The organism is Micromonospora rhizosphaerae, from assembly GCF_900091465.1.
Lineage (GTDB): Bacteria > Actinomycetota > Actinomycetes > Mycobacteriales > Micromonosporaceae > Micromonospora > Micromonospora rhizosphaerae.
In genome coordinates this window covers 5,468,953-5,482,276 of sequence record NZ_FMHV01000002.1, presented here as the reverse complement: position 1 = coordinate 5,482,276, position 13,324 = coordinate 5,468,953, and the positions used below count along the sequence as shown (strand labels likewise).

Sequence of the window (13,324 nt, the reverse complement as noted above, 5' to 3'; positions counted from 1 at the left end):
CAGCTGCTCCCACCCGGGCGGATGAGGTTTTCGGCAAGGGCGACGCCCACCGCCGGGAGACCAGTTCAGGATGCCAACGAAGCAGCATCTCCACGGTGCCGAGTCGGTCAGGGTTTGCGGGCGACGCCTCCGTAGACGGAAGCCTCGGCGGCGGACGGGCGCGGCTGCGGCTCGTTTTCGGCCCGCCACTCCGCCACCGGACCGATCCCCGGAGGCGCCAGCTCGAGCCCGTCAAAGAAGCGGGCGAACTCATCGCGACTGCGGAACCGGATCGGGCCGTGCCGGCCGCTGGTGGCAGCGGCGTCGGCCTCCCTCTTTTGCTCTGGCGGCATGAGATCGGTGGTCACGTTGGTGACAGCCAAATAACTGCCCGATGGCAGCGCGTCGAGCAGCCGGGTGACGATCCCGTACGGGTCCTCAGAGTCGACGATGAAGTGCGTGATCGCGATCAGCATCAGCGCCACCGGTTGGGACAGGTCCAGGGTGCGCAGCAGGTCCGGGTGATTGAGGATCTTCTCCGGCTCGCGCAGGTCGGCGTCGATGTAGGCGGTGGCGCCTTCGGGAGAGCTGGTGAGCAAGGCGCGGGCGTGGGACAGCACGATCGGGTCGTTGTCGACGTAGACGATCCGCGAATGCGGGGCGATGGACTGTGCGACTTCGTGAGTGTTGTTGGCGGTCGGGATTCCGGTGCCGATGTCGAGGAACTGCCGGATCCCCGCCTCTTCGGCCAGGAAGGACACGGCGCGGCGCAGGAAGTAACGGTTTTCCAACGCGGCGATGCGGACGGCGGGGAAGGCTGCTGCGATCGCGTCGCCGGACTCCCGGTCGGCCTGGAAGTTGTCCTTGCCGCCGAGCCAGTAGTTGTATCGGCGGGCCGGATGCGCCACCGACGTGTCGATCCGCGATGACGTCAGCTCCGCGGCGACCGGCGAGAATCTCGTCTCTTCGCTGCTCACAGGTGCCTCCATCGGCTCTGATGTCTGCCGAGCCGGACGCGGCGGTCCGGCCCGTCCACTTCGGCCACGCGCCCTCATCGTAGTGGCAACCCGTCCCACGGTGCCCACCCGCGGCTGCGGCGCCCGCTGCCTCGCCGGTGGTGCGTTTCCCCGCCGGGCCCGTGGGTCAACGCTCTCCGTCGATCGACCGGCCGAGGTGGCCACCCGGACCCGCCGGGCCCTGTCGCTGACATCCGCTCACCCATGCCGCGAGTGGCGCGTTCGCAGATCCGCCGGCGGGTACGTCCGACTCTGCGATGAGCGGACGGTCGGCTACCGGCTGGTCTCAGGCGCATCAGGCAGGCCGACCTGGACTCGCCAGGGATGCGGTTCGAATGGGCCCGAGGCGAGGACGTCCATCACATCGCCGTGCCGGCAGCGAACGTCTCGACCAGCTCGTGGCTGTTTACCGCGTGCCATTGCGCCTGACGCACTTGGTGCATGTTGTGGTCCTGCGGGCACCAGCACGCCACCTCCACCGCCGCGTCCACGGTGAGCTTTGGTGGTGCCAGCCAGGCGATGTCGAGTGTGAGTTCGAGCCAGTCGTCGCGGGTGTTGTACAACGTGATCGTCGTGTCGACGAGCAGCAGGTAACGGCGTCTGTTCGAGGCCTGCGGGGGCTCCGTCCGGTCTGGATGCCAATGCCATACCGTGCGGTCGGCAGCCGACGGGTGGCTGTCGAGTTCGTTCGCCAACCTCCGCAGCTCGCCTTCAGCGCTCAAGTAGTCACGCGGTAGTACCTCGTGTAGCGGGACGTGCGCCATCGATGGAGCCGGTCCGACCATGCTCCGATGATCCACCAGAACGCGCGGGTTGCGTCCCGCCGGGTGGAGCATTGATCTGCCGGTGACGGTGCCCGCGGCTGCCGCTCAGACGCTTGTGGTCGACGCGCGACGCCGGGCGCTGACGCCGACGGTCGTCAGTGATTCGATCGATCTGAGTGGACGCAGTTGCGACGACGCGACTGGGTCCCGGGGTGACGTTCGCTGGCGCGAGCCCGGATTGGTAGGCGAATACGACCAGCTGGGCTCGGTCACGGGCGGCGAGTTTGATCATCGCGCGGCTGACGTGGGCGCGTGCCGTGGCTGGGCTGAGTGTCAGCCGGTGGGTGGTTTCGTCGTTGGTCACGGTCTTGCCCTACCGGGATCCGTGACTCGTTCGGCACGCTGGGTGCCGTTGCCGGATCGCGATCCTCCGGGATGAGGGTGCGGCTTTCGTACCACCAAAGTTGATCAGTCGGGTGATCGGCGATGGGAAACCGACGTCGGTCTTGTCAACCCCGCAGGATAGACGAGGTCTGGACAAGGTCAAGTACGGAGGAGGTCAAGATTTCCGGTGTCGAGCTGTCGTTTTCCTGGCTCGTCGTTCGTCTTATTGCGTGACCATCTGGTAGTGACGAGGAGGACGCGATGAAGTACGTCATGCTGATCTATCAAGGCCCCGCGCTTGAGCGACAGGCCGCGCTGCCCGAGGAGCAGCAGAAGCAGGTCTACGCCGACTACCAAGGGATCAACCAGACGCCGGGCGTCACCCCCGGGCTGCCGATGGGCCTGCCCGACAACGCGACCACCGTGCGGGTCGAGGGCGGCAAGACCCTGACGACCGACGGCCCGTTCGTCGGGATGAAGGAGGCCGTCGGCGGCTGGTTCATCCTCGAGGCGGACGACCTCGACGCGGCCATCGAGGTGGCCGCCCGTGTCCCTGCGGCACGCTATGGTGGCGCCGTCGAGATCCGCCCGTCGGAGGTGTATTGGTAGCGGCGCTCGATCAGGTCTTCCGCGAGGAGTGGGGCCGCGTCCTGGCCGCCCTGATCGGCTTCCTCGGCGATTTTGACCTCGCCGAGGAAGCCGCGCAGGAGGCGTTCGCCATCGCCGCCGACCGGTGGCCACGCGACGGCATCCCCCGCAACCCGCGCGCCTGGCTGATGACGACGGCTCGGAATCACGCGACGGATCGCATCCGCCGCGATCGGGCGCTCACGGCCAAGTTCGGCCTGCTCGTCGCCGGCGATCGTGCCGAGGTGCCGATGAACACCACGATGTTTCCCGACGAGCGCCTGGAGCTCATCTTCACCTGCTGTCACCCGGCGCTCGCAGTCGAGGCGCAGGTTGCGCTCACGCTGCGCACCCTGGGCGGGCTCACCACGGACGAGATCGCCCGGGCCTTCCTGGTACCGGAGCGCACGATGGCGCAGCGGCTGGTGCGGGCCAAGCGAAAGATCAAAGCGGCGGGCATCCCGTTTCGCGTGCCACCGGTTCACCTGCTCCGCGAGCGTCTCGACGCCGTTCTCGCCGTCGTCTACCTGATCTACAACGAGGGCTACGGCGGCCGCGACGAGTTGGCGGCGGAGGCGATCTGGTTGGGGCGCGCGCTGGCCGAACTGCTTCCGGACGACCCCGAGGTTCACGGGCTGCTGGCGCTGATGCTCCTGCACGATTCCCGACGCGAGGCGCGGTTCAGCGACGGCGAGCTCGTGCTGCTCGGCGATCAGGACCGGTCCCGGTGGAACACCGAGCAAATCGCCGATGGCCGCGCCGAGCTCGATCGCGCGCTGGCCCTGGGTGGCCGCGGGCCGTATGTGCTGCAGGCCGCGATCGCCTCGTTGCACGCCGAGATGCCGTGCGACTGGGCGCAGATCGCGGCACTTTACGGCCAGCTCGGCCGCCTGACCGGCTCGCCCGTCGTGGAGCTCAACCGCGCCATCGCCATCGCCGAGGCCGAAGGCCCCGAGGCCGGCCTGCGTATCGTCGACCAACTCGGTCTCGACGACTTCCGCTATCTGCACTCGACCAGGGCCGAACTCCTGCGACGTCTCGGGCGCACCGACGAGGCGCGTGACGCCTATCGACGTGCGAGACAACTCACCGACGACGGCGCCGAACGACGCTTCCTTGAACGCCGGCTAACGGAACTGGCAGGCACGACAGACTCGGGTTAGTCGTCGTTGTGTCCGACAGAACGACGCGCGAAGCACAGACATCTCAGCCTGATCTGCATATCAGCCCGACCTGTTGGAGCCGTCTCGGGACCGCAGCGTTGTCAACGTAAGGGCAAGCTCGACGTCTGCACAATCGACCCAGTGCCATTCGTGTTCGTCTTCCCCTGTACGACTCGCCGGGGCGCTGATGAAGTTCTGGTGGCAGCTCGCCATGACCTACACGGAGGTGACCGAAGCGGAACTTCGCCAGCACCTCAGCACTGAAAAATGGGACGCCGTCCAGGACCTCATCGATGCGATCAGGCGCTCTCCGGAAGCCATCGATGCGTGGATCGACGCGGCTTATCGGCGATTCCCGGTCGTCCAGGACCGCGGCTACGAAGCGTGGCGGCCGGAAGACCGCACCTGATCACGACCGCCATCTGAGCGGTTCTACTTTGCCGATGAGCGTGTGCTGGCCTCACCGCTTGTATCGATGGAACCGTTCGGCTACTCAAACCGGTCAGCGAGCTTCGTCAGCTTGGTGACGTACGCCGGCCAGTCATAGTCGTGAGGGACGTTGGTGTTCTCCCGCCGCAAGCCGATCGCCGTGTCGTACTGCTCGCGCATGATGTCGGCGTGACCGGCGTGACGGGCGAGGTCGCAGGTCACGTGGACGATGATCCTTTGCAGCGTCACGATCTGCCTACCAGGCTGCCACCACGGCACTCGCCCCGGCGCGTCGAGCGGTAGCTGTTCGATCGTCTGATCCGCGAACACCCCGACACGGCGATACAGGTCGATCAGCCCATCCTTCGTCTCGTCCTCCCGCGCGTACCAGTCTGCCTGCGGATCCTCGTCGTACGCCGGCATGGGGACCAGTTCCTCGGGCGTCGGGAACTCACGCCCGAAGGTAGGCCCGAAGTAGCCGGCTTCGACATTGAGGCAGTGCTTGAGGACTCCCAGCAGGTTGTTGCCGGTCGTGGTGCGGGGCAGTCTGGCCTCGCGTTCACTCAGCCCCTCGAGCTTCCAGATGAGGTCATCGCGAGTCGCCTGCAGGTAGTGGTGCAGCGCCGCCTTCGGGTCTCCCAGATCAGCCATGCCCGCCAGTCTTCCTTATGCGCCGGACCATCGTGCGAGCTGTCGCCTGCAAGATCAGTGCCCGGCTGGTGGGCCGGCATCCTCATCTGCCGCATCCGCGCGCTACGTACCGTCACGCCGAGCTGGCCCGGATGCCGTCCGGACGCCGATGAGCGGACGTAGCGACCGGCTGCATGGGCAAGCCCAACGCCGTCATGGCCGCGAGCCAGCGATCTCGGCGTCGCTCCGAAGAATGCAGAACTCGTTGCCTTCCGGGTCGGCAAGCACAACCCATCCCGTTCCGTCGGCCTCGCGGCGGTCAGCCACGACGGCCGCACCGAGCTCGGTCAGCCGCGCCAGCTCGGCGTCGCGCGTGCCGTCGACAGGACGCAAGTCGAGATGGATCCTGTTCTTGACCTGCTTTACTTCCGGCACCTCGATGAAGAGCAGGCGGTGCCGCCCGTCACGGGAGTAGATCATGCATTCCTCGTGGCCGGGCTCGTTCGGATCGTCCGGGTTCTCGCTGTAGTCGAGAACGGCTTGCCACCAACGAGACAAGGCGTAGGCGTCGGCACAATCCACGGTGGTGTGGGATACGTAGGAGGTCACCACTGGATCATCGCAAGGCGAACGTAGGCGGGGGAACTCTGTACGCGACGCGAGCGCATTCTCATAGCCGCGATCCGCGCGGGCGGTGTTCGGCGCCCGGGCCGACCAGCAGGCCGGGAAGAAACGAAGCTGATTGGTACGGAGGCGGCTGGCATGATCAGGCGACCCGGACGGCGACCGGCCCGGACGCCGCGGTTACCGAAGGTGATGCCAGTGGGACTCTTCAAGCGGCGACCGTTGACTCCCGTCGGGCGGCTCATGGCCGCCGCCGGGCTCCCCACAGCGGGTGGCGAGATCCTAGTGCAGGACGTCGTCATGGACGTGGTGCAGCGTAGGAGCAGGCGGGTAACGGCAACTCTTGCCGTCGTCGAGGAGTTGCTGGTTGAGGAGGGCGAAAGGACCGGCTGGCGCGCTTCGGCGTCGAGCACCTGCAAGCCGCTCTGACCGCTACCGGCCGGGAGCTGCTGATCCTCGACCCGGAGGAGTCCACGGACGACCTGGTGAAAGACATGACTGACGTGCTCACGTCGATGTGTGTACGTCTATACGGCCAGCGGGCGGCGAAGAACCGCGCCGCCCGCGCTGTTGCCGCCGCAACGGGAAAAGAAGGCCGTGGGTAAGAAGATCAGCCCGCAGAAGAAGGCCGACCGCGCCCTGTGCCCGGTGCAGGTGGCAAACATCATGCAGTTGAAGGTGCATGAGGTTGCGGCGGCAATGCGTGCCGCTGATGTGATCGAGCAGCTCACCCCGCAGCACGCCAGGGAGTGGATGAAGGTTCCAGCCGGTGCACCGCAGTGGTTCATCGGACTGCTGGCTGAGAGTGCGGCGCGGCAGGCGCAGCGGATCGCCCGCGAGGAACGCGAAGAGCTGGAGCGGCGCCACAAGTTGGTCATCGCCGAGGAGAAGGTCACCCGCCGGCTCCTAGTGTCCTGAGTCGTTAATTCGGCCACAGTAGGTGGCGACGCTGTTGAGGATGTCGTCGGCGGTCCTGGTCCAGACGAAGGGCTTCGGGTCGGCGTTCCATGCGTCGATCCAGGCGCGGACGTCGGCTTCGAGTTCGGCGAGGCTCCGGTGGCTGGATCGGCGCAGTTTCCGGTTGGTCAGTTCGGCGAACCACCGCTCGACGAGGTTCAGCCAGGACGCCGAGGTCGGGGTGAAATGCAGGTGGAAGCGGGGATGCGCGGCCAGCCATCGCTGCACGGCCGGGGTCTTGTGGGTGGCGTAGTTGTCCAGGATCAGGTGTAGGTCCAACTCGGCGGGGGTGTTCGCGTCGATGGTCTTGAGGAAGCGCAGGAACTCCTGGTGACGGTGCTTGCGGTGGACCTGCCCGATGACCGTGCCAGTGGCGACGTCGAACGCGGCGAACAGACTCGCCACACCATGACGAACGTAGTCGTGGGTCTGTCGGGCCGGGACCGTGGGCATCATCGGCAGCATCGGCCGGGTCCGCTCCAGGGCCTGCATCTGCGACTTCTCGTCCACGCACAGCACCATCGCCTTGACCGGCGGATCCAGGTACAGGCCGACCACGTCACGGACCTTCTCCACGAACAGCGGATCCGCGGACAGCTTCCAGGTGTCCACCAGATGCGGCTTGAGCCCGAACGCCCGCCAGATCCGCGACACCGCGGTCTGCGACAACCCGGTGGCGTTGGCCATCGACCGTGTCGACCAGTGACTGTCCTGATTGGCCGGCTGCTGCTCCAGCGTACGAACAATGACCTCCTCGACCTGGTCGTCGCTGATCCGGCGAGGCGCCCCAGGCCGCGGCTCGTCGACCAGGCCCTCCAACCGGCGCGCCAGGAACCGGCTACGCCACTTGCCCACCATGTCCCGCGACACACCAAGCCGCTGCGCGACATGGGTATTGACCAGCCCATCGGCGCACAACAGGACGATCTTCGACCGCAACGCCAACGCCTGTGACGACTTACCCCGCCGCGCCCACCGGGTCAGACACGCACGCTCATCATCAGTCAGCTCGACAAGACCACGAGGACGACCAGCCACCCCCACAGCCTACTATCTGCGGCCGAATTAACGACTCACGACACTAGCGGGAGCCAGGCACTTCCGGAGCCCGGAGGAAGAGTTGATCGCCTCCGACATGGCATTTCGCGCCAGTAAGGAGCTGGTGCGTGCCCACACCGATACCTGCGGAGAGATCGACCCGGAGCTGTTGAGCGACCTGGACATCGCCGCCCTGCGATGGGCCGGTGTTGATCCGTTCAACCACTCGACGTGGGCGGTGCATCGTGGAGACTGCGGGCGGTGAAGAAGTTCGAACCGCGCCCCGGCTGGGTGGTGCAGGCGTTCCGCTTCGCGCTCGACCCAAACGCCAGTCAGCAGCAGGCGCTGCGGTCGCACTGCGGTGCGGCGCGTGCAGCCTACAACTGGGCCGTGTCGTGGGTTTCGGCATCGTGGTGGCAGCGCGGGGCGGAGGAGTCCTACGGCGTTTCGGGGCAGCATCTGACGCCGTGGCGGCCGTGGTCGCTGCCCGCGCTGCGCAAGGAGTTCAACCAGGTCAAGAAGACCGACCCGCGTTTTTGCCGCTGGTGGCAGGAGAACTCCAAGGAGGCATACAACACCGGGCTGGCAGCCGCAGCTGCCGCGTTTGACAACTACGCCAAGTCCAAGCGTGGGCAGCGCAAAGGCCAGCGTATGGGCGTTCCTCGCCGCAAGTCGAAGCACCGGGCGCGCATGTCTTGCCGGTTCACCACCGGCACCATCCGTGTCGAGGCGGACCGACGGCACATCACCCTGCCCCGGCTCGGGACGATCCGCACGCACGAGTCCACCCGCAAGCTTGAGCGCCGCGTGGATAACGGCACCGCCCGCATCCTGTCCGCCACCGTGCGGCTGGAACGTGGCCGCTGGTTCGTGTCCTTCCAGGTGGAGATCGAACGCGCCCAGCGCACTCCGAGCCGGCCCGAAGTGGCCGCCGGCGTGGACCTCGGCGTGAAGTGCCTCGCCGTGATGGCCGACTCGGCAGGTGAAGTCCGGTACGTGTCCAACCCAGCCCACTACGACCAGGCCATCAAACAGCTCAAGCGCCTGTGTCGCCGTGTCTCCCGCCGGCAGGGGCTGGACCGCCGCACCAGGCAGACGCCGTCGAAGCGGTGGCTCAAGGCCGACCTTGAGCGCAACCGCGTCCACTACCGGGTGGCGAACCTGCGCGCCGACGCGCTGCACAAGCTCACCACCACCATCACCGCCGAATACGCCACCGTGGTGGTCGAAGACCTCAACGTCGCGGGAATGCTCAAGAACCGGCGCCTGGCCCGCAAGGTCGCCGACGCCGGGTTCGGCGAGATCCGGCGGCAGATCACCTACAAGACCGGCTGGACGGGCGGGCGGACCGTGGTCGCCGACCGCTGGTACCCGTCCTCGAAGACCTGTTCGGGCTGCGGGGCGGTGAAAGCCAAGCTGCCGTTGCACGTCCGGACCTACCACTGCGACGCCTGCGGCCTCGTCCTTGACCGGGACGAGAACGCAGCCCGCAACCTCGCCGCTCTCGCAGCGGCCACTGGTACCGGAGTGGCCGGAGACCAGGACGCACAAGCGTCGAAACCCCGTGGAGCCGACCAGAAGACCCGCAACACCCGCCCCAGCCGAAAGGCCAGGGCGGGGTGGGCAGGTGGCACAAACCTGCCGCACCAGCGGCAGCAGGAAACGGGAGACCGTCATCAGGTCACCGAAGCCCTCAGGCTCCGGTGACACCGGTACGGACCTTTCCAGCCGAAAGGCTGGAATTGCTGAGAGCCGCTGAGGCTCTTTGCAACGGCTGGGAGAGCGTGGACCGGTTCTGGTCCGCTGTCGTCGCCTGGTGCGACGAGAGCGGGGTGGAGCTGGAGTCGAGTGAGTCGCTCCGCGTCGTCGAGCATCCGGGACTGCGGTCGATCATGTGGCCGTCGTGCCGGAGCCTTGCTGACGGGCGACGGGTAGGTCTCAGCAATGTGGTGCTGTACGAGAAGGCGGTTGGCGTGGCGATGGCCGGCTTCGGTCACCACCCGACGGCATGACCGGACAGGCGGCGGCGAGACGAGCACCCCGCCCCGGCGGAACCCGAAGCATCATCACCCAGAGCAGCCAATGAGCCGCATCGCCTTTCCGCGTCACCTATTCACTGCGACCGCCCGTGTCGTAGGCCGTGCTACGTGATGCACCGGCTCCACTGCCGGGGACGGCGCCGCCTGAGGAAGATGCCGGGCTGAGGCCATCCTTCGTGGCCTACCCGTCCGGCACACGGGGTGCCGGCGGTCAAACGCCAACCGGCCGATCCTGTACCTGCCGGAAGGCCATACCCAGCGGCCCGGTCCTCCGAGACAAGACATACTGCGCCGGCAGTCGTTGCATACGATGAAGACCGACTCTTGAATTAGCCGAGCCGGTGCAGGATCTTCTCGCTGAGCTGCCAGCGGTCGGTGCCCTGCCGGAATCGGATGCCGCGTGCGTCCCGAACGGTCTGGGCGAGCCGGATCCGCTGTACCTCTTCCAGCCCGTCAATCATTTCGACGGCCAGCCGCAACGCGTGGTATTGCTCGAACGCGCTGCGTGAGTCGGCGATGGCGCTCAACATCGCGTCGAAGTCTCGCAGCGCGGGCTCCGCCTGCATCATGGCCAGTGCGGTGATTCGCTCCTCGTCGGTGCCCTCGCGTAGCCAGTGCCGGACTTGATCTGGCTCGAACGAGTGCGTGGTGGCGAGGCGGCGGGCTTGGGTTACAACCGCTTCCATTGCCCGAGTGCGGTCAGGTCCGGCGCGCATCGAGTTGCGTACGGAGCGGTAGTTGGCCGCGACTGGACCGGCCGCTGCGTCTAGCAGTGAATGGGCTTCGGTGCGTAGCTGTTGTGCCAGCGCGTCGTTTCCCAGTTGCTCGGACTCCTCGGCCAGGGCGAACTTCTCCGCTGCGGCGGCGCGCAGCTTGAGTTGGGCGCCACCGAACTCCAGGCTCTCGATGCGGTTGCCCAATAGCGCCAGGACCAGCAGCACACCCCCGAACGCGAGCATCACGGCACTGCCTGTGCCGTTCTCGGTGAGGAACACCGCCGTCGTCCCGGCGCCAAACGACCCCGCTCCGAGCAGGCCCAGCAACAGGCGCAGCACGGGCGTGAACGTCGAGGCGGCGTCGGGGCGTTCCACGAGTTGCTCCGAAAGCTAGGGCGGGGTGGCTGCGCCGAGGGGGCTGACGGCGTTCCCAGTGTGGCGGCCCTCCAGTGACCGGGCAACCCTGCCCTACGGGTGCACTTCTGTCGGCGGCTGTCGATACCTAGTTCAATGGAGGAATGGGTCTATCGGATTCCGAGGTCAACCTGGATCTGCTGGAGTATCTAAGGGCGCGTCTCATTTGGTGAGGCGGCGGTAGCAGATCAGGGTGCTGGCGATGGTGGCGAAGGCTTCGAAGTGATCGCCCTTGCGGTCATAGCGGCGAACGAGGCGCCGGTAGCGCATCAGCCAGGACATGCAGGCTTCAACGACCCAGCGGTGCCGGCCCAGACGCGTGGAGGACTCGATGCCCTTACGGGCGATGCGTACCTTGATCCCCCGTCGCCGGACCTCGCGGCGCAGCTCGCGGGCGTCGTACGCCTTGTCGGCGTGCAACTTGTCTGGCCGCCACCGGCGGCGCCCGTTGGGTGTGCGGATCGCCGGGACGCTGTCGAGCATGGGCAGCAGCAGTTGGCTGTCGTGGACGTTCGCGGCGGTGACCAGCACAGCCAGGGGCAGCCCCTTCCGGTCGCAGATGACGTGGAGTTTGCTGCCTGGTTTGCCGCGGTCGACCGGGTTTGGGCCAGTCAGATCGCCCCCTTTTCCGCCCGCACACTGATCGAGTCGACCACCGCCCTCGACCAGTCGATCCGCCGGTCGGCGCCGAGCCGGTCCAGGGTCGCCTCGTGCAGCCGGAGCCAGAACCCGGCCGCGGTCCACTCGGTGAACCTGCGGTGCGCGGTGGCCCTGGTGACACCGAACGACGCCTCAGGCAGCTTCCACCAGGAACAACCCGCCTGGGTCACGTACACGATCGCGGCCAGCACCGCCCGGTCATCCACCCGCCGGCGACCACCACCCTGCCGACGAACCGGCGCGGGCGGGATCAACGGCGCCGCTATCTCCCAGAGATCATCCGGCGCCCAAGTACGGATCATGGCCCCGTCCACGGGAGCAGATCATGCCCCAGGCCAACGACCATCCAAATGAGACGCGCCCTAAGAGCCCAAGCGCAGCCGGGTACGGGGCGACGTGAAGCGGACCTCGACGGCTGGGAGATGCACGCGCACCCAGACCTGATTGAGCGGCTGGGCGATATCGCCGGCTCACCGCACGTGGTCGTCCCGTTGTACGGGGTCGCTGTGATCGTGCACAACGGCGTGGTGGCCGTTGTGGCCTTAGGCACGGACACGCTGCTGTTCCGGTTACCGCAGGCACCAGAGGGCGTGGAGGTTGAGGACCACACCGAGCCGTTGTGTAGCAAGGGCTGGCATGCCGTCTCCCCGTGGCAGTCACAGCTGCCCTCGGCCGAGGGCCTCCGTCGATTGAGAAAGCTGCTTGGGAAGGCCAGGCACTACGCCGACGAACTCAATGCAGCCGGAACCTAGCCGAATGTCCTGTCATAGCCGCTGTCCGCGCGTTGGTAGCGTCTGACGCCGTGCGCTGTCATGTGTCGAGACGAGGATGTGGGGCGGGGACCCGTTGCAGTGCCGGTGGACGATCGTACGGATTTTCGAGCGATTCAAGCAGGTTTCCGGCCCCAGGCCGAGATCATGGGCGAGGTAGCGAGATCGAGAAGCCCCGCTGCGACGTTGTCGAGATGCCGGTCGACTTCTTCGTTGGTAGCCAGGCCGGCGGCGACCAGCCGGTCGCGGATCTGCGTCACGGTGGCCTGCTCCAGCAGGGTGCAGGCAGCGCCGGTCATCGGGAAGAAGGCGTCGGCTTCGACGTCGACGAGTCCCGCGCCGCGTAACAATCGAGGCAACGCCCGCCCGTAGGACAGGTCGACACCACGCTGAGCCATCAGCGTGCGGAAGTCGCGCTTGAGTTTGTTGGCCAGCCGCTGGGCCGGACCCGACTCGTCCGGGCAGACCAGCGGCTGCATCATCGGGTCGGCCTCCTCCACCAGCAACCAGCCGCCAGGCCGCAGAGCCGAGATCATGGCGGCCAGCGCCGCGGCACGCTGTGGAACATGCACCAGGACGAGGCGCGCGTGCACCAGGACGAATCCATCCCCTGGCGGCGGCTCGACGCCGACGTTGTGGCGGCGGACCTCGTAGCCGGCGCCGGCGGCAGCGGTCATCCACGAGACGTCTATGTCGGTGGCAAGCACGTGCCCGGCCGGACCGACGCGCGCGGCGAGCCAGGAGGGCACGCTGGGGCCTCCGGCGCCGACTTCCCAACACCGCCAGCCTCCCGCGATGCCGAGCGCGTCGATGTGCCGGAACGTGGAAGGGTTGAACAGCGCCGCCAGGGCGCCAAAGCGCGTCCCCGCTTCCGCCTGCTGATTGTCGAGCAGATAACCGCTGTCATTGGCCACGTCCGCATCATCCCTCTTCCCCAGGTCAGTGCCGGCGCGGTGTCCTGCTTCACACGGAGTGCTCAGCAGTATCTGGCAGCAGTCGACCGCACTCCATGTCGCCTGGCGGCATCACCGAGGTCGGCCGGGGGCAGCGCCCTGACCTGCGGTGATGTGGGCAAACGGGTCGGCGTGACCTCCCAGAGAAGACCGAAGAGGTC

The 13,324-nt window shown here is 67.1% G+C and carries 17 protein-coding genes and 2 pseudogenes; 10 read left to right on the top strand and 9 right to left on the bottom strand.

All coding sequences use genetic code 11. The features are described from left to right. Window positions 1–107: 107 nt before the first annotated feature. The 3 genes and pseudogenes from GA0070624_RS25790 to GA0070624_RS36030 form a co-directional block, all read right to left on the bottom strand. Entirely contained in the window at window positions 108–968 is an 861-nt protein-coding gene (locus GA0070624_RS25790; RefSeq protein ID WP_091345486.1) for an SAM-dependent methyltransferase, read from the bottom strand. A gap of 386 nt (window positions 969–1,354) precedes the next feature. Next, a complete protein-coding gene (locus tag GA0070624_RS25785) occupies window positions 1,355–1,690 on the bottom strand; it encodes a hypothetical protein (RefSeq protein WP_091345484.1) in 336 nt (111 codons plus the stop codon). A 298-nt stretch (window positions 1,691–1,988) separates the two neighbouring features. Next, window positions 1,989–2,123 (bottom strand): annotated as a pseudogene (locus GA0070624_RS36030) (LuxR C-terminal-related transcriptional regulator); the annotation flags it as partial. A gap of 281 nt (window positions 2,124–2,404) precedes the next feature. Here GA0070624_RS36030 and GA0070624_RS25775 point away from each other — a divergent pair. The 3 genes from GA0070624_RS25775 (at window position 2,405) to GA0070624_RS25765 (ending at window position 4,342) form a co-directional block, all read left to right on the top strand. Further along, complete coding sequence (locus tag GA0070624_RS25775; protein WP_091345482.1) at window positions 2,405–2,752, top strand: YciI family protein; 348 nt, start codon at window positions 2,405–2,407, stop codon at window positions 2,750–2,752. Beyond that, the gene (locus tag GA0070624_RS25770; protein WP_091345480.1) at window positions 2,746–3,933 is read left to right on the top strand and encodes an RNA polymerase sigma factor; all 1,188 of its coding nucleotides are present in this window, start codon (window positions 2,746–2,748) and stop codon (window positions 3,931–3,933) included. The genes GA0070624_RS25775 and GA0070624_RS25770 overlap by 7 nt, the downstream gene beginning before the upstream one ends. 187 nt (window positions 3,934–4,120) lie before the next feature. Further along, a complete protein-coding gene (locus tag GA0070624_RS25765) occupies window positions 4,121–4,342 on the top strand; it encodes a hypothetical protein (RefSeq protein ID WP_091345478.1) in 222 nt (73 codons plus the stop codon). 80 nt (window positions 4,343–4,422) lie between these two features. On the opposite strand, the gene GA0070624_RS25760 is transcribed toward GA0070624_RS25765, so the two are convergent. Together GA0070624_RS25760 and GA0070624_RS25755 are read right to left on the bottom strand one after the other, a co-directional pair. Further along, window positions 4,423–5,013 carry a DinB family protein gene (locus GA0070624_RS25760; protein WP_091345476.1) on the bottom strand — a complete coding sequence of 197 codons (591 nt, stop codon included), beginning with the start codon at window positions 5,011–5,013 and terminating at the stop codon, window positions 4,423–4,425. 192 nt (window positions 5,014–5,205) lie between these two features. Then, a complete protein-coding gene (locus GA0070624_RS25755) occupies window positions 5,206–5,601 on the bottom strand; it encodes a VOC family protein (RefSeq protein WP_091345474.1) in 396 nt (131 codons plus the stop codon). A gap of 213 nt (window positions 5,602–5,814) precedes the next feature. Between GA0070624_RS25755 and GA0070624_RS36985 the strand changes: the two genes are divergently transcribed. The 3 genes and pseudogenes from GA0070624_RS36985 (at window position 5,815) to GA0070624_RS25740 (ending at window position 6,534) form a co-directional block, all read left to right on the top strand. Then, a complete protein-coding gene (locus GA0070624_RS36985) occupies window positions 5,815–6,045 on the top strand; it encodes a hypothetical protein (RefSeq protein ID WP_091345473.1) in 231 nt (76 codons plus the stop codon). Beyond that, window positions 5,997–6,221 (top strand): annotated as a pseudogene (locus GA0070624_RS36025) (IS607 family transposase); the annotation flags it as partial. The gene GA0070624_RS36985 and the pseudogene GA0070624_RS36025, both read left to right, overlap by 49 nt. Next, complete coding sequence (locus GA0070624_RS25740) at window positions 6,136–6,534, top strand: hypothetical protein (RefSeq protein WP_141715166.1); 399 nt, start codon at window positions 6,136–6,138, stop codon at window positions 6,532–6,534. The pseudogene GA0070624_RS36025 and the gene GA0070624_RS25740, both read left to right, overlap by 86 nt. On the opposite strand, the gene GA0070624_RS25735 is transcribed toward GA0070624_RS25740, so the two are convergent. After that, complete coding sequence (locus GA0070624_RS25735; protein WP_176731874.1) at window positions 6,523–7,617, bottom strand: IS630 family transposase; 1,095 nt, start codon at window positions 7,615–7,617, stop codon at window positions 6,523–6,525. The two genes, GA0070624_RS25740 and GA0070624_RS25735, sit on opposite strands and share 12 nt — an antisense overlap. A gap of 76 nt (window positions 7,618–7,693) precedes the next feature. On the opposite strand from GA0070624_RS25735, the gene GA0070624_RS25730 reads away from it, so the two are divergent. From GA0070624_RS25730 to GA0070624_RS25720, 3 genes are all read left to right on the top strand, one after another. Continuing rightward, the gene (locus tag GA0070624_RS25730) at window positions 7,694–7,876 is read left to right on the top strand and encodes a hypothetical protein (protein WP_091345469.1); all 183 of its coding nucleotides are present in this window, start codon (window positions 7,694–7,696) and stop codon (window positions 7,874–7,876) included. Continuing rightward, complete coding sequence (tnpB, locus tag GA0070624_RS25725; RefSeq protein WP_091345468.1) at window positions 7,873–9,318, top strand: IS607 family element RNA-guided endonuclease TnpB; 1,446 nt, start codon at window positions 7,873–7,875, stop codon at window positions 9,316–9,318. Before GA0070624_RS25730 ends, tnpB begins: the two co-directional genes overlap by 4 nt. Before the next feature lie 77 nt (window positions 9,319–9,395). After that, window positions 9,396–9,623 (top strand): hypothetical protein, encoded by a 228-nt coding sequence (locus GA0070624_RS25720; RefSeq protein WP_091345466.1) that lies wholly within the window; start codon window positions 9,396–9,398, stop codon window positions 9,621–9,623. 356 nt (window positions 9,624–9,979) lie between these two features. Here GA0070624_RS25720 and GA0070624_RS25715 read toward each other — a convergent pair whose 3' ends face one another. Together GA0070624_RS25715 and GA0070624_RS25710 are read right to left on the bottom strand one after the other, a co-directional pair. Further along, window positions 9,980–10,741: a hypothetical protein gene (locus tag GA0070624_RS25715; RefSeq protein WP_091345465.1), complete on the bottom strand. Its 762-nt coding sequence runs from the start codon at window positions 10,739–10,741 to the stop codon at window positions 9,980–9,982. A gap of 201 nt (window positions 10,742–10,942) precedes the next feature. Further along, window positions 10,943–11,742, bottom strand: a protein-coding gene (locus GA0070624_RS25710) for an IS5 family transposase (protein WP_091349789.1) whose coding sequence is annotated in 2 segments (ribosomal slippage) — window positions 10,943–11,409 and window positions 11,409–11,742 — 801 coding nt in all. Because the reading frame shifts where the segments join, the coding sequence is not laid out codon by codon here. Between the two features lie 120 nt (window positions 11,743–11,862). On the opposite strand from GA0070624_RS25710, the gene GA0070624_RS25705 reads away from it, so the two are divergent. Then, a complete protein-coding gene (locus tag GA0070624_RS25705) occupies window positions 11,863–12,192 on the top strand; it encodes a hypothetical protein (RefSeq protein WP_091345462.1) in 330 nt (109 codons plus the stop codon). Between the two features lie 134 nt (window positions 12,193–12,326). Here GA0070624_RS25705 and GA0070624_RS25700 read toward each other — a convergent pair whose 3' ends face one another. Then, window positions 12,327–13,124 (bottom strand): methyltransferase domain-containing protein, encoded by a 798-nt coding sequence (locus GA0070624_RS25700; RefSeq protein WP_091345460.1) that lies wholly within the window; start codon window positions 13,122–13,124, stop codon window positions 12,327–12,329. Window positions 13,125–13,324: the final 200 nt, after the last annotated feature.